Annotated in this window: 15 protein-coding genes; 5 read left to right on the forward strand and 10 right to left on the reverse strand. The window is 50.0% G+C overall.

The annotated features are described in order from the left end of the window. Positions 1 to 391: 391 nt before the first annotated feature. Entirely contained in the window at positions 392 to 619 is a 228-nt protein-coding gene (locus AC0YN3_RS29350) for a hypothetical protein (protein WP_475778457.1), read from the reverse strand. A gap of 1,044 nt (positions 620 to 1,663) precedes the next feature. Next, a complete protein-coding gene (locus AC0YN3_RS29355; RefSeq protein WP_475778458.1) occupies positions 1,664 to 2,536 on the reverse strand; it encodes an AraC family transcriptional regulator in 873 nt (290 codons plus the stop codon). Positions 2,537 to 2,684: 148 nt separating this feature from the next. Between AC0YN3_RS29355 and melA the strand changes: the two genes are divergently transcribed. Beyond that, positions 2,685 to 3,983, forward strand: a complete 1,299-nt coding sequence (melA, locus tag AC0YN3_RS29360; RefSeq protein WP_475778459.1) for an alpha-galactosidase — start codon at positions 2,685 to 2,687, stop codon at positions 3,981 to 3,983. Between the two features lie 138 nt (positions 3,984 to 4,121). Continuing rightward, positions 4,122 to 4,787, forward strand: a complete 666-nt coding sequence (locus AC0YN3_RS29365) for a cupin domain-containing protein (RefSeq protein ID WP_475778460.1) — start codon at positions 4,122 to 4,124, stop codon at positions 4,785 to 4,787. Between the two features lie 86 nt (positions 4,788 to 4,873). Here the strand turns inward: AC0YN3_RS29365 and AC0YN3_RS29370 are convergent, their stop codons facing one another. The 7 genes from AC0YN3_RS29370 to AC0YN3_RS29400 all read right to left on the reverse strand — a co-directional run bounded on the left by AC0YN3_RS29370 (position 4,874) and on the right by AC0YN3_RS29400 (position 18,692). Further along, entirely contained in the window at positions 4,874 to 9,367 is a 4,494-nt protein-coding gene (locus AC0YN3_RS29370) for a PA14 domain-containing protein (RefSeq protein WP_475778461.1), read from the reverse strand. A 77-nt stretch (positions 9,368 to 9,444) separates the two neighbouring features. Beyond that, the gene (locus AC0YN3_RS29375) at positions 9,445 to 13,827 is read right to left on the reverse strand and encodes a beta-L-arabinofuranosidase domain-containing protein (RefSeq protein WP_475778462.1); all 4,383 of its coding nucleotides are present in this window, start codon (positions 13,825 to 13,827) and stop codon (positions 9,445 to 9,447) included. 89 nt (positions 13,828 to 13,916) lie between these two features. Next, complete coding sequence (locus tag AC0YN3_RS29380; RefSeq protein ID WP_475778463.1) at positions 13,917 to 14,513, reverse strand: peroxiredoxin family protein; 597 nt, start codon at positions 14,511 to 14,513, stop codon at positions 13,917 to 13,919. A 46-nt stretch (positions 14,514 to 14,559) separates the two neighbouring features. Next, complete coding sequence (locus tag AC0YN3_RS29385; RefSeq protein WP_475778464.1) at positions 14,560 to 15,573, reverse strand: S-layer homology domain-containing protein; 1,014 nt, start codon at positions 15,571 to 15,573, stop codon at positions 14,560 to 14,562. 326 nt (positions 15,574 to 15,899) lie between these two features. Then, a complete protein-coding gene (locus tag AC0YN3_RS29390) occupies positions 15,900 to 16,172 on the reverse strand; it encodes a DUF6171 family protein (RefSeq protein WP_475778465.1) in 273 nt (90 codons plus the stop codon). 13 nt (positions 16,173 to 16,185) lie between these two features. Beyond that, positions 16,186 to 17,679: an alpha-N-arabinofuranosidase gene (locus AC0YN3_RS29395; RefSeq protein WP_475778466.1), complete on the reverse strand. Its 1,494-nt coding sequence runs from the start codon at positions 17,677 to 17,679 to the stop codon at positions 16,186 to 16,188. 233 nt (positions 17,680 to 17,912) lie between these two features. Then, positions 17,913 to 18,692 carry an alpha/beta hydrolase gene (locus AC0YN3_RS29400; protein WP_475778467.1) on the reverse strand — a complete coding sequence of 260 codons (780 nt, stop codon included), beginning with the start codon at positions 18,690 to 18,692 and terminating at the stop codon, positions 17,913 to 17,915. Between the two features lie 226 nt (positions 18,693 to 18,918). Between AC0YN3_RS29400 and AC0YN3_RS29405 the strand changes: the two genes are divergently transcribed. Both AC0YN3_RS29405 and AC0YN3_RS29410 read left to right on the forward strand, forming a co-directional pair. After that, the gene (locus tag AC0YN3_RS29405) at positions 18,919 to 19,899 is read left to right on the forward strand and encodes an aldo/keto reductase (protein WP_475778468.1); all 981 of its coding nucleotides are present in this window, start codon (positions 18,919 to 18,921) and stop codon (positions 19,897 to 19,899) included. A gap of 166 nt (positions 19,900 to 20,065) precedes the next feature. Beyond that, complete coding sequence (locus tag AC0YN3_RS29410; protein WP_475778469.1) at positions 20,066 to 20,551, forward strand: C40 family peptidase; 486 nt, start codon at positions 20,066 to 20,068, stop codon at positions 20,549 to 20,551. Between the two features lie 192 nt (positions 20,552 to 20,743). On the opposite strand, the gene AC0YN3_RS29415 is transcribed toward AC0YN3_RS29410, so the two are convergent. Beyond that, positions 20,744 to 21,352 carry an ATP-dependent DNA ligase gene (locus AC0YN3_RS29415; protein ID WP_475778470.1) on the reverse strand — a complete coding sequence of 203 codons (609 nt, stop codon included), beginning with the start codon at positions 21,350 to 21,352 and terminating at the stop codon, positions 20,744 to 20,746. A gap of 132 nt (positions 21,353 to 21,484) precedes the next feature. Between AC0YN3_RS29415 and AC0YN3_RS29420 the strand changes: the two genes are divergently transcribed. Continuing rightward, on the forward strand, positions 21,485 to 21,694 hold the full coding sequence (locus AC0YN3_RS29420) for an alpha/beta-type small acid-soluble spore protein (RefSeq protein WP_183560184.1): 210 nt from the start codon (positions 21,485 to 21,487) through the stop codon (positions 21,692 to 21,694). Positions 21,695 to 21,835: the final 141 nt, after the last annotated feature.

The following is a 21,835-nucleotide window of genomic DNA, read 5'->3' on the forward strand; positions in this document are numbered from 1 at the left end:
TGGAGGATCAAAGTAAGTTCCATAAAGCCATGTAAATAGGCCAAATAACAAGCTTGGCTACGTAATTTGATTATTTGGTTGGCAGCACTCCGGAATTAAGGGGTCTAACCGGTTTCTGCAATAGAAAGGCACTTTCGCAGACCATATCTTACTCGCATAATCGTTTCTGTTGCACTTTCTGCAACGTAGCCTGACGAATCATGATTTAAACGTGTTTCTATTGCACAAAGTGCAATGTAAGCCACAGTGATTGTTTGCTGTTCCTGCTGCTAGTTGGCGATTAGTTGTTGGTTGATGACTAATCCTCCCTTAAAGTACTCCCTCCACCCAACCACCCTTGCTACGTTGCACTTTATGCACTCTAATCGTCGTTCAACTAACCTCGCTCTTGCTACGTTGCAGTTTCTGCAATAGAAAGGCGCTTTTGCAGACCATATCTCACTCGCATGACCTTTTCTGTTGCACTTTCTGCAACGTAGCCTGACGAATCATGATTTACGCGTGTTTCTATTGCACAAAGTGCAATGTACGCCACAGTGATTGTTTGCTGTTTGCTGTTACCTGCTGTTGGTTGGTTGGTTGGTTGGTTGGTATTACTCCCCCCTAATACTTCCTCCACCCACTGCCCCTTGCTACGTTGCACTTTATACACTCTAATCGTCGTTTGAGTACCCTTTCTTTTGCTACGTTGCAGTTTCTGCAACAGTTTAGCTGAGCTGCAGCATGTTATCCACGTATTAGAACGATTCTGTTGCACTTTCTGCAATGTAGCTACTAAGATTGGCCCTCATGTAAGGTTTCTATTGCACAAAGTGCAATGTACGCCACAGTGATCGTTTGCTGTTTGCTGTTACCTGCTGTTGGTTGGTTGGTTGGTTGGTTGGTTGGTTGGTTGGTTGGTTGGTTGGTTACTATTAGTCCCCCTAAAACTTCCTCCCCCCACCGCCCCTTGCTACGTTGCACTTTATACACTCTAATCGTCGTTTGAGTAACCTTTCTTTTGCTACGTTGCAGTTTCTGCAACAGTTTAGCTGAGCTGCAGCCTGTTACCCACGTATTAGAACGATTCTGTTGCACTTTCTGCAATGTAGCTACTAAGATTGGTCCTCATGTAAGGTTTCTATTGCACAAAGTGCAACGTACTTTACACATGTTGCTCTGTTGAACTGCTGCTCTTTGGCTCTTTGGCTTCACTCTATTCCCTCGCATGTTCTCCAACCATTCCCTGAACTACGTTGCACTTTGTACAATCTATCCGTCGTTTGAGTAACCAATTTTTTGCTACGTTGCAGTTTCTGCAACAGTTTGGCTGAATTGCAGCCTACTAAACACGTAAATGGGTGATTCTACTGCACTTTCTGCAACGTAGCCGCTAAGACAGGCCATATGTGAGGTTTCTATTGCACAAAGTGCAACGTACTCTAAACTAATTAGTTTGTTATTACTTGCTTGGGTAGTTGCTTTATTGTTTCGTAGTTGTTATGAGGTTGGTTTCTTCGTTCTTACTTGTTAAATGGTTGGCTTCTGGGCTCATAATTGTGTAAAGGTTGGTTTACTGGTTCTTACTTGCTTGAATCTATGGTTTTCACTCTTTGTTATGATTGGCTTCTTTGCTCTTTGTTGTGGTTGGCTTCTTCGCCCTTAACTGTCAAAGCGTTGATTTCTACGTTATGAGATTGGTTGCTTCCCCTACGATCGACTTACGGTAGCTTGAGGGGGATTGCCCGCTCCATTTGCGGAATTGCTTCGTAAAAAACAACGGGTCATTGTAGCCGACAGATGTTGCGATTTGGGCGACGGTCAGCTCACTTCCGAGCAGCTCCTCGGCTTTCTTCATACGCACTTTGAGCAAATATTGCATCGGAGACAAGCCCGTCGCCTCTTTGAACAGCCGCGTCAAATGGGCGCGATGGTAGCCGAGCGTGCGGGCAATTCCTTCGATCGACAGCTGCTGTCCATACTGCAGCGACATCAGGCGGATCGCCTGGTCAATTTGGCGGAAGGAGTGGGAATCGGGAATGGCAGACTGTTCCGTATCGCCGATATGTTTACTCCCTAGCTCATGCAGCAGCAGCCTTAGCCAGCCTGACGCTTCCATATTGCCAAGCGCAGGCGAATTCTTTTTATCCATACTTTTTCGGATCGTTCTAAGCATCTTCTGCGCAGCAGATAAGGAGAAATCTCGAATTACCGCATAGTCGGGCGTAATGCCGATTGAACTGAGCGACGTCTCCACGATATCGCCCGAAAAGCTGACCCAAGCATAGCTCCATGGATTGGTCATGCTAGCCTGGTATTTAACCAAAATGTCCGGAAAAATGACGAATGCATCCCCTGCCTTGCATGTATACGCTTTCCCTAACGTCTCGAATTCACCTTCGCCATCTAAGACGACATGGATCAAAAAAAAATCATGAACGGCCGGACCGATAAAATGACCTGCGACCGGCTGACCCTTGCCAGCAAATAAGACTGACATTTCACCTTTAAGCGGAGATCTGTTCAGGTTAATCGAGTATGTATGATGCGATTCCATTGCAGCACCCCTTTGAAATTATCTCTGCCTATCATACTAAATGATGCGACATTTCTCCATATAAACCTTCTTTCCTTCCATATTCATTTGCCAATGTCCTCTTTATACTAAAGGAGTCAGCAATCAATTAATGGGAGGCTAATCTCTAATGTCCAAAATCACTTTCATCGGAGCAGGTAGCACCGTCTTTGCCAAAAATATTCTAGGCGATGTCATGCAGACACCTGCGCTGCAAGGCTTTGAGATCGCTTTATTCGATATCGATGCACAACGACTGAATGAATCGGAACAAATCCTGCTTAATCTCAAAAAAACGAGCAACAGCACCTGCCAAATTAAAGCGTATTCAGACCGTAAAGAAGCTCTTCGTGGCGCCAAATACGTCGTAAATGCCATCCAGGTAGGCGGCTACGATCCATGTACGATTACAGACTTTGAAATACCGAAGAAGTACGGTCTGCGCCAAACGATAGCGGACACGGTAGGCATCGGCGGCCTTTTCCGCAATCTGCGTACCATTCCGGTCATGCTGGATTTCGCCCGCGACATCAATGAAGTGTGTCCGGATGCTTTATTCTTGAACTATACGAACCCGATGGCCGTGCTGACCAATGTGATGAATACGTACGGCGGCGTGAAGACCGTGGGTCTTTGCCATAGCGTACAAGTATGCTTGCCGCATTTGTTCGAGCATTTGGATATGGATGCGACAGGCGTCAAATACAAAATCGCAGGCATCAACCATATGGCATGGCTGCTTGAAGCAAGCAAGGACGGCGTTGATCTTTATCCTGAAATTAAACGCCGCGCAGCCGAAAAGCAAAAGGAAAAGCATCATGATATGGTCCGTTATGAGCTGATGCTCAAGTTCGGCCACTACATTACCGAATCATCCGAGCATAACGCTGAATACCATCCCTACTTCATTAAGCGCAATTATCCCGAGCTCATCGAACGCTTCAATATACCGCTCGATGAATATCCGCGCCGCTGCGTGAACCAAATCGAAGGCTGGAAAACGATGCGCGAGTCGCTTGTCAACGACAGCAATCTCGAACACTGCCGCAGTCATGAATACGCTTCCTACATCTTAGAGGCGATTGAGACCAACAATCCATTCCAAATCGGCGGCAACGTCATGAACACCGGTTTGATTACTAATCTGCCTAAGGAAGCCTGCGTTGAGGTGCCTTGCCTCGTCGATGCAAACGGAGTAACCCCTACGTATGTAGGCGATCTTCCGCCGCAGCTGGCTGCATTGAACCGCACGAATATCAATACGCAACTGCTCACCATCGAGGCTGCCATCACTGGCAAGCGCGATCATATTTACCATGCAGCCCTGCTTGATCCACATACGTCTGCCGAGCTTTCCATGGATGACATCGTGTCGCTTTGCGATGATCTGATTGAAGCCCATGGCAGCTGGCTTCCAACCTATAAATAACGGGACAGCCCTCCAAAAGCCATATTCGGCTCATGGGGGGCTTCATTTTTTTCACAAAAAATATTCACACCCATCTAGGCAAACACATACCCTACCTCATAAGATTCATCAGCTTAATGAAAAGGGGCATTTATTCGAATGAGCACGCAGATGGACTACACGTCTCCCGGGACGCAATTTGCTTTCGATGTCAACACCAACCCGATCTTCAAAAAAGATGCTAACAACTACCTCAATCTTTTATCCGTTAATCAATTAAATACGCTGCAAAACATATCCTTGCTCGATATTTTCCTTAGCAAAGGAAATGTCATCGAGCCGCATTACCACCAGAATGCTTCCGAGCTGGTTTATTGCATTTCGGGAGCGGCAGAGGTCTCCCTCTTGAACCCCTTCACGAAGCAGTATCTCCGCTACCTGGTTACGCCAGGCCAAGTGGTCAACATACCCCAGGGCTGGTGGCATTATGAAATTGCTACGCAAGACAACACGCATCTTCTCGCTATTTTCGATGCCAACGTGCCTGACGTCATTTATGGATCCGACATCTTGCGTTTAACGCCAACCAATGTTTTCGCTTATACGTATTGCCTCGATGAAACAGCGCTCAAAACGACGCTCGCTCCGATAAAGAACACGGTTGTGCTCGGACCTCCGCGCGACTGCAGCTATAATCCCGTTCAAGGCCAATCTACAGCTAACCCGTCTGCCAATCAAGCCTTTGTTCAACAACAAGCCGCAAATCCGAACCAAGTCATGCCGCAGCAAAAATACGGCCATCATCATCGCGCTCCGCAATTTTAGAGCAGCAGCCGAGCAAACGAAAAAGGTGACTGACAGCGTATCGCTGCCAGTCACCTTTTTCGAATTAAGTCATGACAAGCCGTACGTTAGCCCAGAATCCATCTAGCAAGCATAGCAATGTCTTCAATATCGATTCTGCCATCGGCATTGAGATCGGATTTCTTGAATTGCGGCCAGTCAGGATGAGCGCTTGTTTTCCCGTAGGCTGCCGCAAGGATGCCCAGATCGCCTATCGTAATCTTCTGATCATCGTTTATGTCGCCGGATAATACGGATGCTTGGAATGCCGTTACGGCTGCACCGAGCTCCGTAATCGCCGCAGCTACCTGTTGGACCGTTGCGTTCGGATTAACCGCTACCGCTTTTGCTTTCGCAATAGCTGCTCCGAAGGCAGCTTTAGCCGCTTGCGGATATTGTCCAGGCTGTGTACCAACCTGCGCGCCTTCGTAAATCGTTTCAGCTGCCGTAATCGCTTGGTTTAAGCCTGATAGATCGACCTGAGCGCTTATTTGAATCTCGTGCGACGCACCCTCTAATTTAAGCTCGCCACCTTCACCGTTAGCCGCTTCTACGCCGCTTACCGTAATTTGCGCAGAACTAGACGCGCCTGATGCGGCTGCGAGGAAGCTAAGCTTCAGCCACTGCGAGTTGGCTGCAAGCCCGTTCCCTTGGCCGGCTGCAATGATCCTCACTTTACCCGGCTCTATTGTTTTCTGTTCAAGGATGCCAAAGCCCGCTTGTAGCGACGCTGCTTCAACAAACGCTACCTTCGCCGGATCGAAGCTGACCGTAAGCATTTGCGCATACAAGGTTTGATAGTCCTCTGCCGAAATGCCTGTGAGGCCTATGGAAAGGTCAAAAGTTTGGCCAGCCCTTACCTGCGAGACTCCGGAAATTGTAGCAGTACCGTCAGTTGCTGACGGTATAACCTCTGCAGAGAACGCAGCCTGTGCCTGCACCAATGTGCCGACGGCTGCATCTACTTCCGCCTGGGCAGCCCCCTGATTGGCTGCCGTTGCTTTGGCTGCTGCAACCGCTGCGGCAAAAGCATCCTTAGCAGGCTGTGGATATTGTCCCGGCTCTGTACCGACAACCGCAGAAGCAAGCAAAGCTTCAGCGGAAGCCACGGCAGCTTGCAGCACGGTTTTATCTGCATTCGTTACCAGACCTGCAGAGAAATAATCGAAGTTCGCCTGCACAGAGGTTTGATCGCCTGCGGACAAGCCATAAAAACCGATTTTCAAATTGCTTAAGCTGACCGTGACCGGATCGGCAGCCGGCTTCCAAGCGGTCCCGTCCCAGTAGAATGTAGAGACGACGTTTCCAATCTTTCTCAACTGCAAATACGAGGTGTCATAACCGGGATGCTTCGCCATATTCGCCGCTTTGGTGTAGACGGCATTTTTCTCATATGCGGTCTCTATGCTTTTACCGGTTGCACCCTCCGTATCCCATACATGGCCTAATTTAACGTAATTGTCATCATTCTGCCAGAGCAATAGCCCTGCCTGCTGGAAGTTTTTCCGAACAGCCGCATCGATCTTCGTCGTGATTGCGAAGTCTCCGGCTGGAGCAGCTTTTAGAAAGATGTTCGGCAGCGTATTCGTATTCTGGAACGTTTCACCGGTTGATGTAGCCAAGCTTAGGTATCCCGGCTTGCTGGTCAATGACCATTTGGCGTTATCCGCTCTTAGAATCGTCCACGCGGAATCCAACGCAGCGGCATCGAACCCATCCACTGCCGAGCCTGCGGGAATTGGCGCGTTAACCTCGGTGAAAAACTGTGCACGGCCCGTTTGAAGAGCTTTTAGGCTCTGCTGAATAGCCGCTTGGGCCGCTTGCCCGTCCTGTGCCGTTTCCTTGGCTGCTTCAACTAAGGCATGGAATGCATCGATGGATGCTTGTTTATACTCGCCAGCCCCTGTTCCGGGCTTCGCTTTGCCAAGGAATGCTTCCGAAACCTCGACCTCGGCCAGCAGATCCGCTTTGGTAGCCGTGCCAATCAACTCGCGGTGAGCGGTCGCAATGCGGTTGAAATCCATTTTCTCCACCTTGCGGTCATAAGATAGAAGCCCATTAATCTCGTACTCCACATCTGTAATTTGCGTGTAAATGGCTGCGCTTAAGCCCGTTTCCTTCAAAGCCTTCAGCCTGTTCACGTAATTCACATACGTAGAGGTTAGCTGTTCCTTGCTGTTCATTAATTGGTACGAGAATACGAGCGGGCTCCATTCATGCCCCGGAACATGCAAGCCTAAGCCTCCATATTCCCCGAGTACCGCTGCTCTTGTATCGCTAGGGTTCGGCGCGCCTGGATCAGGGTAACGATGCACATCGAGCAAATCGCCTGCCCCTGCATCCCACCAGCCGCTCGTACTGTTGACAAGCCGCGTAGAATCGAGGCTTTTTACGTATGCTGTCGCATCCCGTGTCTGCTGGCCGCCTTGGTCAAATTGACCCCAGCCTTCGTTGAACACGGTCCATATGATAATCGACGTTACGCTGCGCAGCTGATCGACCATTTCTTTGTATTCCTTGAACCATTGCGTCTTGGTAGCTTGCGTAATATCTGCGCCTTTATTGCCCTGCCGATCTTCAAGGCTCGGCATATCCTGCCATACGAGCACGCCGAGCTTATCTGCCCAGTAGTACCATCTTGCAGGCTCCACTTTAATATGCTTGCGGATCGTGTTCATTCCGACGCGCTTCACCGCTTCAATATCAAACTTAAGCGCTTCGTCAGTAGGCGCCGTATAGATACCGTCAGGCCAATAGCCTTGGTCAAGCGGCCCCATTTGGAAGACAAACTCACCGTTCAGCAGCGGACGCGTTATCCCGTCTACTTTCCCGAGCTTAATCTCCCGCATGCCAAAATAGCTCGAAACCTCGTCGACCGTCTGGCCGCCGTCCTTCACATAAACCTTTAAGTCATAAAGGAACGGGTCATCCGGCGACCACAGGCGAGCGTTCGGTACAGCCACCTTGATCTCCGAACCGATGGCTCCCGTTGCCGATCCGATGACTTCTCCGCTTGAGAGGACAACGGCTTCAACCGTTTCCCCTTGTATGCCGCTGCCTGCTGCCGTTAGCTTCAGAACGCCGCCATGGATATCCGTCTCCATATCCAGCTTGTCGATATGCGCTTCAGCTACCGGCTCCAGCCATACGGTCTGCCAGATCCCCGAAACGGACGTGTACCAAATACCCCCGAGTTTTTTGACGGTTTGCTTGCCAACGGCTTGATCGGCACCCATATCCGTCTCATCCAGCACGTTTACGATCAGTTCATTATCGCCAGGCACCAGATAATCGGTAATATCGAAGCTGAACGATGTGAAACCGCCTTTATGGCTGCCAGCTAGCTGTCCGTTCACGTATACGGTAGCCAAATAGTCCACTGCGCCAAAATTAAGCTTTACGCGCTGCCCATCCCAATTGTCCGGAATCGCGAAGCTGCGTTTGTACCACATCAGGTCCTCCACCCGATTAATGCCAGAGAGCTTCGCCTCCGCCGCGAACGGCACGAGGATTTTTTCTTTCAACGTTTGGCCTGAAGGAATGGCTTCTCCCTTTTTCGCAGCCTCGAACTCCCACTCTCCGTTCAAATTGATCCATTCGTCGCGTGCAAGCTGCGGCCGAGGGTATTCAGGCAGCACGTTTTCTTTGTCCACGTCATCCGCCCATGGCGACATGATCTGGTATTTCGAACCGTTCAGCATTGGTTTGTCAAAGCCAGGAATCGCTGACCCAGCCTGTGTCGTCAGTCCTCCGAGTCCGTCGTAGCTTACTTTAACATTGCCTACGTCCTTTGAGTAAAGCGGATCCTTGAAGGTCACCGCGATGACTTTATCGTCACCTTCCTTCAGTGCCGCCGATGCAATCGCGATGTTGCCAGTCGAGATGCTAACCCGCAAATGGTTCAAAAATTCAGGCGTTAGCGGCTTCAATGCTTCCGGGAAAGGCAGCTCCGCTTGCAAGCCGTCCTCAAGCACCGTACCTCCCGGCGCGAAGCCATCAGGCAGGTAGAACGCCTCCGTCGGCACGGGCTCCTTCGCAACGCTCGGACTCGACCAGCGCATATGCACGTTCGATCCGCCGTTGTCCTCGAACAGCTCAAGCTTGATGCTGTATTTCTGCCCGGCGGTCAAAGCGACCGGAATCGAGGTTTGTTCTTTATCCCAATCAGCTACCCAATGGTCAATGGTCAGCTTATTGTCAATCCACAAACGGAACCCGTTATCTCCGGTAATGTAAAAAGTATAATTTTCGGAGTATGCCGGCTCGATAAATCCCGTCCATCTGATGCCGACCCGATTTTCTTGGCCGGTGTACATTTTGATCGAAGGCTCCAGATTGGAAATATCCAAATTCGGGTCATAACCCGTTCCTTTAAAGGTGCCGAAGGTGAAATCGGGCGGGCCTCCCGCAAGGTAATATTCGGCCTTCAAGCCGTGATACTCAGGAGAAGACGCTTCTTCCGCCGCCACAGCGCGAGGCGTGAAAGACAGGGCAGAAGATAATAAAGCGAACAACATCGATAGGGCCACGATCGTACTGATTGCTTTGCTTCGTTTCAACATGCGCAGAACCTCCAAATATTCATATGGAAAAGAATAAATCAGGTGGAGGAAGTGATGCGTCTTCCTCCTTGGTCCGTTTAGCCCGTTATCCACGCGGCAAGCATTGCCAAATCCTCGATGTCAACGATTCCGTCGCGGTTTAGATCTGCCTTGCGGTATTGCTCCCAATCCGGATCGCTGCTCGTCTTGCCGTAAACGGCAGCAACGATAGCCAGGTCGCCAATGCTGCGTTTATTGTCATGATTCACGTCGCCGTCGGTCGGCTTAATGACGCCTGCTCGGAAAAGCTCAAGCGCTTCGGTGAGCTTCAGAATGGCTGCGGCGATTTGAGCCCTTGTCGCTTGCGCGTCTTCCGCAGTCAGCTTCGTTTTGTTAATCGCGGCTTGCAGCTGATGCTTGACTGCCGCAGGGTATTGCCCTGTCTGCGTGCCCGTAACCGCTTCGTCATAAGCAGCTTGGGCAGACGAAATAGCATCATCCAATGCGGTTTTGTCCGCCGGTGCTGCTTGAATGTGCACGGAATGCCGCGCTCCAGAAATCGGCAGCTCGTGCCCCTCGCTGTTAGCTAAACTCATGTCGACTACCGAAATAAGCGTATCTGCTGCCTCTTCCAGCATTGCCGCTTGGAAGGAAAGCTTCAGCCATGCTTCGTTCGGCGCCAAAGCAACTCCCTCTCCGAAGGCTAAAATGCGAATTTTCCCCGGCGCAAGCTCTTTCGGCTCTAGCACCGCCAAGCCCTCGCGCAGCGATACGGCACCTGAGAAGCTAAGCTTGCTCGGATCGTAAGTAACCGTCACGTCTTGCGCGTAGACGTTTTGGTACACGTTATCCGTAACGCCTTGAACGGCTAGCGTATAAGCGGCTTGTTCACCGCTCACCAAGCTTGCAGCCCCGCTCCATACAGCCTTCGGAGCTGCTGCGTGCTCATCTGGTTCATCGCTGACTGAAGACAACGCAATGTAATCAAGCTCATAGAAGCCGGGGCTCGGTCCGCTGCCCCGCATGAACGTAATGGTGTTTTTGCCTTCCATTAGCTCAACGTTTATGCTCGTTGCCATGAACCTGCCCCAATTAATCGAGCCTGCAAGCTCCACGGACTGCTCGTCACCGCCATTAACGGTTAATTTGGCCGTCGCTGGCTGGTAATTTCCGGTATTTTGCCCGTACCAAATGAACATCTTATAGGTCCCTGCAGATGGAGCCTCAACCTGATCGAAGCTGACATAGCTGTCGGCGTAATCAATGCCTCCCACATAGCTGGACCCGGATGCGTACGCGTTATTCGTGCGAGCCGCAGCTTTGAACAGCTTTGCCTGCTCAGCCTCATATTTGGCCGGAATAGCACTGGCATCCTCCGTTGCTTCCGGGAAATACGTCACTCGTAAATTTTCCGCGCCGAACGGAACTAGCGTAATTTTTTCAGTCGGCTCTGCGGAGTAGACGGGACCGACAGGCGGCTCAGCTGCCGAGACACCGTTAGGCGCTTTGCCCCAAGCCGGAATTCGTTTGCCCTTGGCAATCAGCTTGATTGGCGTCGTCTCCTGCAGGAAAGGATTTTCCGGCATTTCGGAGGTGACAACCTCGATGGAAGCTCCAGGATTGTCACGGTCGATCAGCAGGCCGTAATTCCAAGGCGACTTGGCATCTATCGCGTACTCTTTGAAGCCAGGCGCTTTGATGTGCGGAGCTGGATTCGATTTTTCTACCCAGTTTTCTTCGATCTTAAGGGAAAAAACAAGCGGGCCGCGTTCGATTCCTATGGAATTGTTAACCCAAGCCGACGTTTTAATTTCCATTGGAAGCGTCAATGAAACGGTATCTCCTTCTTTCCATTGTCTTTCGATCGTATAGTACTCACCGGATTTCACAGCAGGCTGCGGCTGACCGTTAACGGTAATGGCCGCGTTCTTCGTCCACTCCGGTATGCGGAGCTTAAGCGGGAACGTCACGCTTTCGGAAGCCTCCTCGATCGTGAACGTAATCTCATCCTCGAAAGGGTAATTCGTCGTCTCCTTCACCGTTACGTTTGCGCCTTTGATGGCAGCCGAGACACGGCTAGGTCCGTAGGCGATAACGCCAAGCCCTCCGTCAGACGTGCCTGCCCACATATCCTTAACAAAATAAGGCCAGCCCATATGCATGTTGAAGCGGCAGCACGGAAATCCGGAATATGGCGATTGCACCGTGCCGTTGCCGTAGTTTTGCTTAAAGCCATGATCCGTCACGCCGCTCTGCACCTGGTTTGGAAGCGAGTAGTACTGGTGCGTCTTCAGATCCTTGCTCATGGAGCCCGGTAGCGAATTAAACGTGATCTTCTCGAGTGCGTCTCCGATATGGGGATCGCCCGTAATCATTGCGGCGACGGCGTTGCTATGTATCCGCTCCACGATAGCGCATAATTCCACGCCCTGCGTCGATGACAGACCCGCAAGCATCTCCGTACCCGAGTTCATGCCGGTAATTTGATTATGCAATTGGTCGAGATGCTGATTCCCGGCCTGGAAAGCCCGTTTATCCGCTTCATTATTCGAAACTTGAGAATAAATGGCTGAGGTTTTAATCGATTGATTGACATTAACCGTATGCTGCGTGTAGAAGTTGTCGGGGTTGCTCTTAGCTGGGGTGAGGAAGTTATTGTTCGTAAACACGTCTGTCGTATCGGTTCCTTGCGCATGCAGCTTCTTGGCTAGCTGGATCAGAAACGGATCTGCAGTCCGGTTATACAGCCACAGTACCACATTCAGATTGTCTCCACTGCGGACTTGGCCCCAATCCCTAAGCGGCCGCGCGTCCAGGTTATTCAGCTGGTAATGGAAGTAATTCGTAAGAAACGAGAGCACCCGCTCGTCTTCGGTCGCTTCGTAATAATCTTTGAGCACGTAGAGCGCTACCATGCGCGGCCACCAATCATTGTCGCTGGCAGGACCGAAAAAACCGTCCTCACGCTGGCTCGCAAGAATCCAGCTTACCCATTTCTGCGACTTCGAGATTAGCTCCGGATCATCAAGCGTATATGCGAGGGCTACCAACCCTTTCACATAATAGACAGGACGTTCCCAATTCGATTCCGGCGCGGTTCCCCCGAGCCATTCCGAGTTCGTGTTCAGCTCGCCATACAAATCCTCCGCGTACCCGGTCGCGCCCTCTTTCATGAGCTCAAGCTGGGTGAGCAGCCATCCATCCGCCTTCACCGAGCCTAACGGCAGCGGTACAAACGGCGTTTGCGCAAGCGGGTCCTTATTCGCAATCGGCTCTTTGAACGATTCGACTGGGACAGCATAATCAGTGGCGATAAAGTTATCAAATACGGATTGTGCATCATCCGCCCATACTCCAATTCCTCCCGAAGACCACTTCAGCTCGCTGTCGTCTTCATATTCCATAACGGGATTATGCATATCGTCCAGAAATACGTTGATGCCGGAGCCGTATGTGACGACCTTGAGCTGATAAAACGTTTGAAGGTTCACGGTATCCAGTGCCTTTACTACCTTAAGCTCGGTCCATTCCTTATGGAGCCGGCTCAGCACAAGGCTGCCATCACCCCGCAGGCTAACATAATAACCGTCTGCTTGCCTGTCTTTGACATTAGGCTGGCTTCGGAACGCAAGTCCTGCCGAGCCTGCCGCGTCTTGCAGCGAGATGTCTGTTTCTACCGTGAAATCGTGAAAGACCGTATCCTTCACGAATAGAGCTTGCCGCTGGCCTGCGTTCACCGTAATACCGCCGGACTGCAGCTTCCAATTGCCTTTGAGCGGCTGCCAATTCGGCAGGGCGACCGATTCAACCTCCGAATCAAAAGCATCCACGAATCGTTCTGCTCCTTTCTCGTCGGCTAACCGAATATTGTCGTAGGTTGGCTTGGACTGATAAATCCTTACGCCTGCCTGCCCCTTCGTATAGGTTGTGTCCGTTTGCTCCAGAACGAGCGAACCGTTCAAATAGAACTTAATTTGCGAGCCGATAGCGCTCACCTTAAAGGAGTAGATCGTATTGGGATTGACGGGAATCGAGGCTCGCTTCAGCTCGGTCCATTTATTATCCATACGCCCCAGAAAAACGCTGCCGGTTCCTTGGGCGGATATGCCTGCATAATAACCTTTCACATTGTCCGCTCCGGGTGCCGCGCTTATCGTTCTCAGAAGAAATCCTGCATCGCCTTTCCGGTCCGGGAAGCTGATGTCTCCCTCCATGCTGCCATCCTGTAAATCATTGTCCTTGATTAACGCTTTCGAGCCCGAGCCGCTATCGGCAGTCATAATCCCGTTCTGCATGGACCAAGCCCCGTCAACCACTTGCCATTTCTCATTAATGACCGAACGGTTGAAATGATCCTCGAAAAATCCCGGTTCTGGCTCTGCCGAAGCTTCCACATGCACTGCCGGCATAAAAAGGCTTGCGTACATGGAGAAAATAAGCGGTATTGCCATCCATGTCTTCAGCTTTGCGCTGAATTTCATCCTGCTTCACTCCCTCGGTCTATGGTCTTGCCGGCTTGCGCTTCATTCCATACCTGCTCATTCCGTCCCGCATTGGCCTCTAGCGATGCTCACCTCCCTTCGGACAGCATATTCAGCTTGCTCTCGAATTCCATCGGATCAATCAGATGGAAGGTGTCCAGCACCGTGCCGTCCGTATCGATAATGAATGTCGTAGGCAGGGCATGCAGCTCATACAAATACGAAGCTCGTTTGTTGGCGTCCAGCAGATTCGTGAAATTCCACCCGTTTTTTTGAATAAAATCGCTAATCCGATCGGCTTGCTTCTCTTCTGCGGATAAATTCACCCCATAGAAATCGATTTTGTCCCGATACCGTCCGTGAAGCTTCTGCAACGTTGGCGCCTCAATGCTGCACGCCTCGCACCAGCTGGCCCAAAACTGCAGTACGATCGGCTTGTCATATGTCTCGCCTACCGTGTGCGTTTTCCCGTCTACCGCCTTCAAGGTAAAAGATGGAGCCTTTACTCCCGACGTCGCCTTTCGGTGCAGCGCCACTTCCTGGCTTACGCTAAGCACGCTCTCGAGGGAAGAAGCATTAAGCTTCTTGCCCCCAGCTTCGCTGGATTCGTCCGTTTGGAAAATAAGCAGCATGCCGAAGAGCGTTGCGGCAATAAACATGCCAATGATTACGACTGAGCTTTTCATTGCATCCACTCCATTGCTTCTTGATCACATGTAAATGATCACCGCGTCATTTTTTCAAATCGATGATCGCCAGCAGCAGCGTTACCGCTTCTGCCCTAGTCGCATTCGCAGCCGGCGCAAAAAGATTGGCTCCTCTGCCCTTGATAACGCCCGCTTGTGCCGCCAAAGCGACAGAAGGTTCAGCCCATGCCGGAATTTGCTCACGATCGGCAAAAACGGATTTTTGCGCCGAATCAACCGGCCATTTGAGTGCCCTTGTTACCATGACGGCAATTTCGCTCCGGTTGATTGGCTTGCTTGGGCGGAAGGTTTGATCCTCGTAACCTGTGAGCATGCCTGCCGCAACCGCAGCTGCAACCTCCTCTGCCGCCCAGCTAGGAATGCCGTCGGCATCCTTGAATGCCGGATTCCCGGCGCTGCCTGCCTTCAAGTCAAGGGCTCGGACGAGCATAGCAGCGAACTCTGCACGGGATACGTAGGCGTTAGGACGGAACGTTCCGTCGCTATAGCCCTTTATAAATCCGAGCGCAACGCCCCGTTCGATGGCTGCTTTGGCCCAATGACCATTGATATCCTTCAAGACCGTTCCCGCGCTGTTAAGTACGGCTGCCAGCTTGACCCCCGGTTTTAGCGTTTGCGGCTGAAGTTTGCTGTCCACGAGCTTCACATCTGTAAGCTTAATGTCAGCAGAACCAGTTCCTAATTGCTCAAACAACAAGGTGGAGAGAACAAGCTTCCCGTTCTCACCTGCTTTTTTGCCGATTTTCGTCGTTGCGCATACCAGTTGGCTTCCTTCCACAAGCGGCGTAATGGAATAACCCGTCATCCCGCTTACCGCGCTTTTGAATCGCAGCTTTGACTTATCGAAGGAGAGCTTTACTTCAAAGGCATACATATCGGTTAATTTATCGGCCGTCAGCACAACCCGGATCTCACGATCCGATTTTTCCTGCTGCAGCGTGAAAACTGGCGACTCAGCTGCAAAAACGAAATTCGGCAAAGCCATCGCAAGCAGCATAATCATGAACCCAACCGAAATAGAACGCTTACAATTCAACATAACAATCGACCCTTTCGAAGCAAAATGTGTGGTTGTCTCAACGAAAAAGACGTATAGTCTGCTCACGTCCGGAAGCGATACGTTTCGTATCACTATCGTTGCGAGGAAAACGCTGTCGGCCTTGCATGCCATTGCCACATAACCGTAATTGAAGCTTAGCGTGCTGCCGATACCTTTATTTTACAAACTTGAATTCCGATTGTATTTGCAATATCAGGCTAAAAGTTATGAATTTCCGCCGTACATTTGACATTGCCCCGCCATATACAAAAAGACCGCCCACCATTAGCGCGGTGGGCGGTCTTCATATGCTTTAATAAATCTTATTAGGCATGCTTCAGCCAACGGCTGTCTCCCGGATTCGGACAAGCGCGGTCTTTGTATTTGGCAGCGATCCGGACGAAGCAGCCGCATACTGTACATGTGGTGCCATATTGAAACTTCGGACATGCCCGGCATGCCTGCAAGCGTTCCTCGTAAACGTTATCCGGCACGCTGATACCAGATTGAAACATCGGCGCCGCCAAGATGCGATCGATTTGCGCGTCCGTCACGCGGTAATCATCCCGGCATCCCTTGCAATCATTTCGGCTGCTCATAGCACTTTTATTCCTATTCGGAAATGAGCTCAAGCACCGTTACTGACATGGGCGAGAGCTTCGCGCTGATTGTGGAGCCTTCGACCGTGAAAGCTTGATAAACTGACGGCTTCACCGCTTCTGGCTGTTCGAACGTATTGTGGGCGTCTTTCAGTGAAGCAGTCAGCTCCGTACCCGAAACAGCAAGGCCGAGCCCGGCTAGTCCACGCAGGTCGATTTCTACGTCTGCAGGCGCATCGTTATCCAGGTTGCACAAGCTGATGTGAATGCGGCCTTCAGCGTCCTTGGAGGCAGATACCGAAATCTGAGGGATCTTCTCGTTGTTATGCGCGTAATCTTGGCTTTCGATAGCCGTAGTCAGCAGTGCGGCATCCTGATGCACCTTATACATTTCAAAAACATGATACGTCGGCGTGAGCAGCATCTTCTCGCCTTCGGTCAGAATAACCGATTGCAGTACGTTAATGACCTGCGCGATATTCGCCATTTGCACCCGGTCGCAATGATCATGGAAAATATGGAGCGTCACGCCTGCAACGAGCGCATCCCGAATCGTATTCTGCTGGTAGAGGAAGCCTGGGTTTGTTCCCGGCTCAACGTCAAACCATGTTCCCCATTCGTCAACGATAAGGCCAATGCGTTTGGTAGGGTCATATTTATCCATAATCGTAGAATGGCGCGTAATGAGCTCGTCCATCCAAAGCGCTTTCTTCAACGTGCTATACCACTCATCCTCTGAGAAGCCCGTAGCTGCGCCCTTCTCTGACCAGCTGGCACCCGGAATCGTATAATAGTGTAGAGAAATGGAATCCATTAAGCCATGTGCTTCACGCATGACTACTTCCATCCAGCGGTAATCGTCAACGTTAGGGCCGCAAGCGATTTTATGGATTTTGTTCTCTCCGTAATTGCGCACATAGGTCTGATATCGACGATAAAGATCCGCATAATACTCAGGGCGCATATTGCCGCCGCAGCCCCAATTCTCATTGCCGACGCCGAAATATTTGACATTCCAAGGCTCTTCGCGGCCGTTCTCGCGACGCAGCTCGGCCATCGGCGAAACGCCTTCAAAGGTCATGTATTCCACCCATTCGGACATCTCCTGTACCGTGCCGCTCCCTACGTTGCCTGAAATGTAAGGCTCGCATTCCAGCATTTCACAAAGCATCAGAAACTCATGCGTGCCGAAATGGTTGTTTTCCACCACACCGCCCCAGTGCGTGTTTATCATCCGTTTACGCGACTCACGCGGGCCGATGCCGTCCTTCCAATGGTATTCATCCGCAAAGCAGCCGCCTGGCCAACGCAGCACGGGAATGTTAAGCTTCTTCAGCGCTGCTACTACATCGTTGCGGATTCCGTTCGTGTTTGGGATCGGGGAATCTTCACCAACCCAAATGCCTTCATATATGCAACGTCCCAAATGCTCAGAGAAATGTCCGTAAATATTGCGGTTAATCGTACCCGCCGTTAGGTCGGTATTGATCGTTATCCGATTTGCCAAAAAAATCAACCTCGCTTTTTATGTGGGATGGATACATCGTTTTTATTTAAATTAATATATTTGTTTATCCAAAAATAAATATATTAATCCTAAACAAATCATAATGGGAGCGGATACATTTTGCAACCCTTATTTCGGAAAATATTGCAATACGCTGCAAATCATGTTCCCGCACGCAAAAAAACACACCGAATACGTGTTATTCGGTGTGTTTGATCCTTCAATCTATGTGATTACTCGGAGAGCGGAAGCCATTTCAAAAACTGTTGGATATGCGTATCCCAATAGCCCCATTCGTGTGTGCCTGGCCCTTCGACGTATGTCAAAGGAAAATCAGCTTGCTCCGCAGCGTCTCTGAAAGCCAAATTATCCTTATATAAGAAGTCCTCCGTGCCGCAGCATTGGAAGAGCAGCGGCTTCTGTTCGGAGCTCCGCTGATCCCGAACGAGATGCAGCAAATCCTCGTTAGATCCTGTAATATCCTTCTCGCCGTAGATGAGACGGAAAAAGGAGTTCATATGCGGCATAGCGGCATCTTTAATATGATTGGCCATATCTAACGCGCCTGATAAGCTGCCAGCGGCCGCAATTCGGTCCGGGTGCCGCAGCGCCCATTTGAACGCGCCATAACCTCCCATGGACAAGCCTGCAACATAATTGTCCTCCCTAGCGTCTGAAAGAGGGAAGAAGGAACGGGCGATGGCCGGCAGCTCCTCTGTGAGGAAGGTCCAATATTTATTGCCGTATTCCATATCCGTGTAAAAGCTCTGATGCACATTCGGCATTACGACGGCAAGGCCAAGTTCGGCTACATAGCGTTCAATCGAAGTTCTCCGTGCCCAAATGGTATCGTCATCGGATAGTCCGTGAAGCAAATATAAAGTTTTGTGCAGCTTTTGACTGCTGCGATTCGTAAGGCCGATCTGGGAAGTCGTTTGCTGGGGCAGAATAACAGTCATTGAGGTGCTTAGGCCTAGTGCTTCAGAATAAAAGTTGCAGGTTATGAACGCCATTCTGTAATCCTCCCGAAATATAATGAATGTATTTCATTGTTAATAATAGTAATGTAGCACCATCATGAAGCGCTTGCAAACAAATCTGCGGTAATCGGCTTCATACTCGCCTTTTGCGCTGGAAAGTTAGTTAGTGAACTTTTTTTCAGTGCTTATATCAAAATAAATTGCAAGGTATAATAGTAACCGTCTAAGCTTAATCCAAATATTCGGAGGTTGATGAACAATGAAATTGATGCCTTTAGAGCGTCGAGGAATATCGGACAGCCGTTTAGTACTAGGATGCATGGGCCTTGGCGGAAGCTGGGATCTTGCAGACCCGATTACAACAGATCATATACGTCAGGCCGAAGCAGCCGTTGATGCCGCTCTTTCCATCGGCATTACGATGTATGACCACGCCGATATTTATACGAGAGGAAAAGCAGAATCTATTTTCGGACAGGTCCTGAAGCAGCAGCCTAAGCTTCGCGAGCAGATCGTCATCCAGTCGAAGGTTGGCATTCAGCTGTCAGACGGCGTATTGCCTGGTCGTTTCAACTTCTCGAAGGAGCATATACTGCCTTCGGTAGACGGAATTCTTGAGCGGCTTGGAACGGAATACCTTGATGTCCTCCTGCTGCACCGTCCGGATCCGCTCATGGAGCCGGATGAAATAGCAGAAGCCTTCACAAAGCTGAAGCTGTCAGGCAAGGTTCGCAATTTCGGCGTTTCCAATATGAGCCCTGGCCAAATTCGTTTCCTCCAACGCGCGCTTCCGGATCCGATCGTTGTGAATCAGCTGGAGCTTAGCTTGCTGCGACATGACTGGGTTGATCAAGGCATTCATGTGAACCAGAAAGCTGGTTTAAAGGACAACTTTGCCGAAGGTTTGATGGAATTCATGCAAATGGAGGACATTCAAATTCAAGCATGGGGACCTCTAGCCCAAGGAAGATTCTCGGGTAGAGTTTCGGAGAATGCTAGCGAGTCAGAAATTCAAACGGCAGCTATGGTGAAGCAAATCGCGGATGAGAATGGCACGACGCCTGAATCCATCGTCTTAGCATGGCTGATGAAGCATCCCGCTCGCATTCAGCCGGTAATCGGCACGATAAACCCAGAGCGCATTATCGCATGTAAAGACGCGGTTCATCAAGCTGAAATCATGACAAGAGAGCAATGGTACAGCCTGCTAGTAAGCGCTAGAGGCGTAAACATGCCTTAGTTTCCGCTGCCTATCTTTAATTATGAGTTTTTTTTCATTTAATTCTCATAAACTCTCAGAATCCCTGTTATAACTAACGGATCGCTCTCATTTGCGATTTTCGCCGTTTTTTTATGTGTTATAGTCAATACACATAAAACGAAACGCGGAGGGACATCCTGACAGCATGAGAACATCACACTTACTGAAATCGATTGCCAAAGCAGGCATTTGCAGCGCGGTCGTCATGTCGGCAATCACATTAGGCTCTTTTGCGCCAAAGGCGCATGCAGCGACACCTGAAACATTAGATCTTATTTCGACCGGCAAAGAATATATCGGCACACCTTATAAATTCGGCGCACCAGCTGGCGTTACATACGCTTTTGACTGCTCGTCTTTCACCCAGTTTCTGTACAAAGGCCTGAATGTTACCCTTCCCCGCTCTTCTTCTGCACAGGCAGGAGTTGGCGAGAAGGTTGCAAAGGGCTCTTTGAGCGTGGGCGATCTTGTATTTTTCAATACGAATGGCAAGTCCATTAGCCATGTCGCTATTTATGCTGGCAATAACAAAATTATTCACAGCTCCACTAGCCAAGGCGTTACCGTAACGAGCCTAGGAAGCAGCTATTGGGCAAAGAAGTACGTAACGGCTAGACGCGTTCTTAGCTAGGTACACAGAGTACCATTTTAGGGCTGCAGTCGCTTTTATAGCGATTGCAGTTTTTTGTTTACTATTTACTTAACCAATTAGATGATGGATGAAACAAATGGCCCCCTATAAAAAAGGATACTGCTAGCTTATGCTAACGGTATCCTTTTTCCCTTTGATCATCCACTTGCATATTTACATCTGCTTGCGCTCCTACATCGCTAAATGTCTGTATTCGCCATTAAGCACCTGGAGCCAGTCATCCTGCTTGCCCTCCATATAGATGCTATCCTTGCGTTTGCAGGCAACGCCCTCCAATTCAGAGCTTTTGACGAGGTCAAACAGCGCCGAACCTTCCCGTTCGACGTAAAGCATTTTTTTGAAATAGGCATTATCGTCCAAAATCACGTTTAGCAGCTTCTTCCGCTCCAGCAGCGGCTGTTTTCTCATATCCATTCCGTTATAATAAAGCAGATCAAATACGAAAAACTTAATTGGGTTTGTCCGTTTTGCTTCCCGGATCGTCGGTTCTTTTTTGATACGGTACCTTTCCTGAAGGACACGGTAATCGAAAACTCCCGAATCCGGGTTCACATATGCAACCTCGCCGTCCAATAATACGTCAGCCGGCTCCCGCAATGGAACATTATGTAGTTCGGGATATTGCCTTGTGACGTCGTTGCAATGCTTGGTATATAATTTCGGCTTGCTATGAATGAATGAAAGCTGCAGCCGGTGTCCGTCAATTAGCGGTTCGAATATATAATTATCGTCATCAAAAGGCTGAGCATGCTCTGTCAGAAGCATCGGTTTTACAAACATAACGGCGCCCCCTTCCGTCTAACCATTCTAGCATGAAACTACTCCAAAAATCGGCGGTAAATTTAGGTGGAATTCACGAATAATCTCCTTTGCACTTTCGCATAATAGATGCAAGAAGGAGGCTGAGAAAAGATGGCAAACCGCACGAATCAACTTCTTGTACCGCAAGCGCGCGCAGCGCTGGAGCAATTGAAATTCGAAGTAGCTCAAGAGCTTGGCATTCAACTTCCGCAAGACGGCTATTATGGCCATATGACAACGCGCGATATGGGCTCCATCGGCGGATTGATTACTCGCCGGCTCGTTCAAATCGCTGAGCAGCAGCTCGCAGGCCGCCGTTAAATTCTACATAAATAAGCGCCAAGGCAGCGTATGTGCTGACTTGGCGCTTATTTGTTTCATGCGTACCCCGCATTTTCATACAAAAACTGACCAGACGGCCCGAAGAGAACTTCCCTTCCGTCCTAAAAATCTGTAAAATGG

The sequence above is a fragment of the Paenibacillus sp. J22R232 genome (genome assembly GCF_056269165.1).

Coding starts and splice junctions, on each gene's coding strand:
- AC0YN3_RS29355 (WP_475778458.1), bottom strand. CDS start 2,536: ATGGAATCGCATCATACATACTCGATTAACCTGAACAGATCTCCGCTT.
- melA (WP_475778459.1), top strand. CDS start 2,685: ATGTCCAAAATCACTTTCATCGGAGCAGGTAGCACCGTCTTTGCCAAA.
- AC0YN3_RS29365 (WP_475778460.1), top strand. CDS start 4,122: ATGAGCACGCAGATGGACTACACGTCTCCCGGGACGCAATTTGCTTTC.
- AC0YN3_RS29370 (WP_475778461.1), bottom strand. CDS start 9,367: ATGTTGAAACGAAGCAAAGCAATCAGTACGATCGTGGCCCTATCGATG.
- AC0YN3_RS29375 (WP_475778462.1), bottom strand. CDS start 13,827: ATGAAATTCAGCGCAAAGCTGAAGACATGGATGGCAATACCGCTTATT.
- AC0YN3_RS29380 (WP_475778463.1), bottom strand. CDS start 14,513: ATGAAAAGCTCAGTCGTAATCATTGGCATGTTTATTGCCGCAACGCTC.
- AC0YN3_RS29385 (WP_475778464.1), bottom strand. CDS start 15,573: ATGTTGAATTGTAAGCGTTCTATTTCGGTTGGGTTCATGATTATGCTG.
- AC0YN3_RS29390 (WP_475778465.1), bottom strand. CDS start 16,172: ATGAGCAGCCGAAATGATTGCAAGGGATGCCGGGATGATTACCGCGTG.
- AC0YN3_RS29400 (WP_475778467.1), bottom strand. CDS start 18,692: ATGGCGTTCATAACCTGCAACTTTTATTCTGAAGCACTAGGCCTAAGC.
- AC0YN3_RS29405 (WP_475778468.1), top strand. CDS start 18,919: ATGAAATTGATGCCTTTAGAGCGTCGAGGAATATCGGACAGCCGTTTA.
- AC0YN3_RS29410 (WP_475778469.1), top strand. CDS start 20,066: ATGAGAACATCACACTTACTGAAATCGATTGCCAAAGCAGGCATTTGC.
- AC0YN3_RS29415 (WP_475778470.1), bottom strand. CDS start 21,352: ATGTTTGTAAAACCGATGCTTCTGACAGAGCATGCTCAGCCTTTTGAT.
- AC0YN3_RS29420 (WP_183560184.1), top strand. CDS start 21,485: ATGGCAAACCGCACGAATCAACTTCTTGTACCGCAAGCGCGCGCAGCG.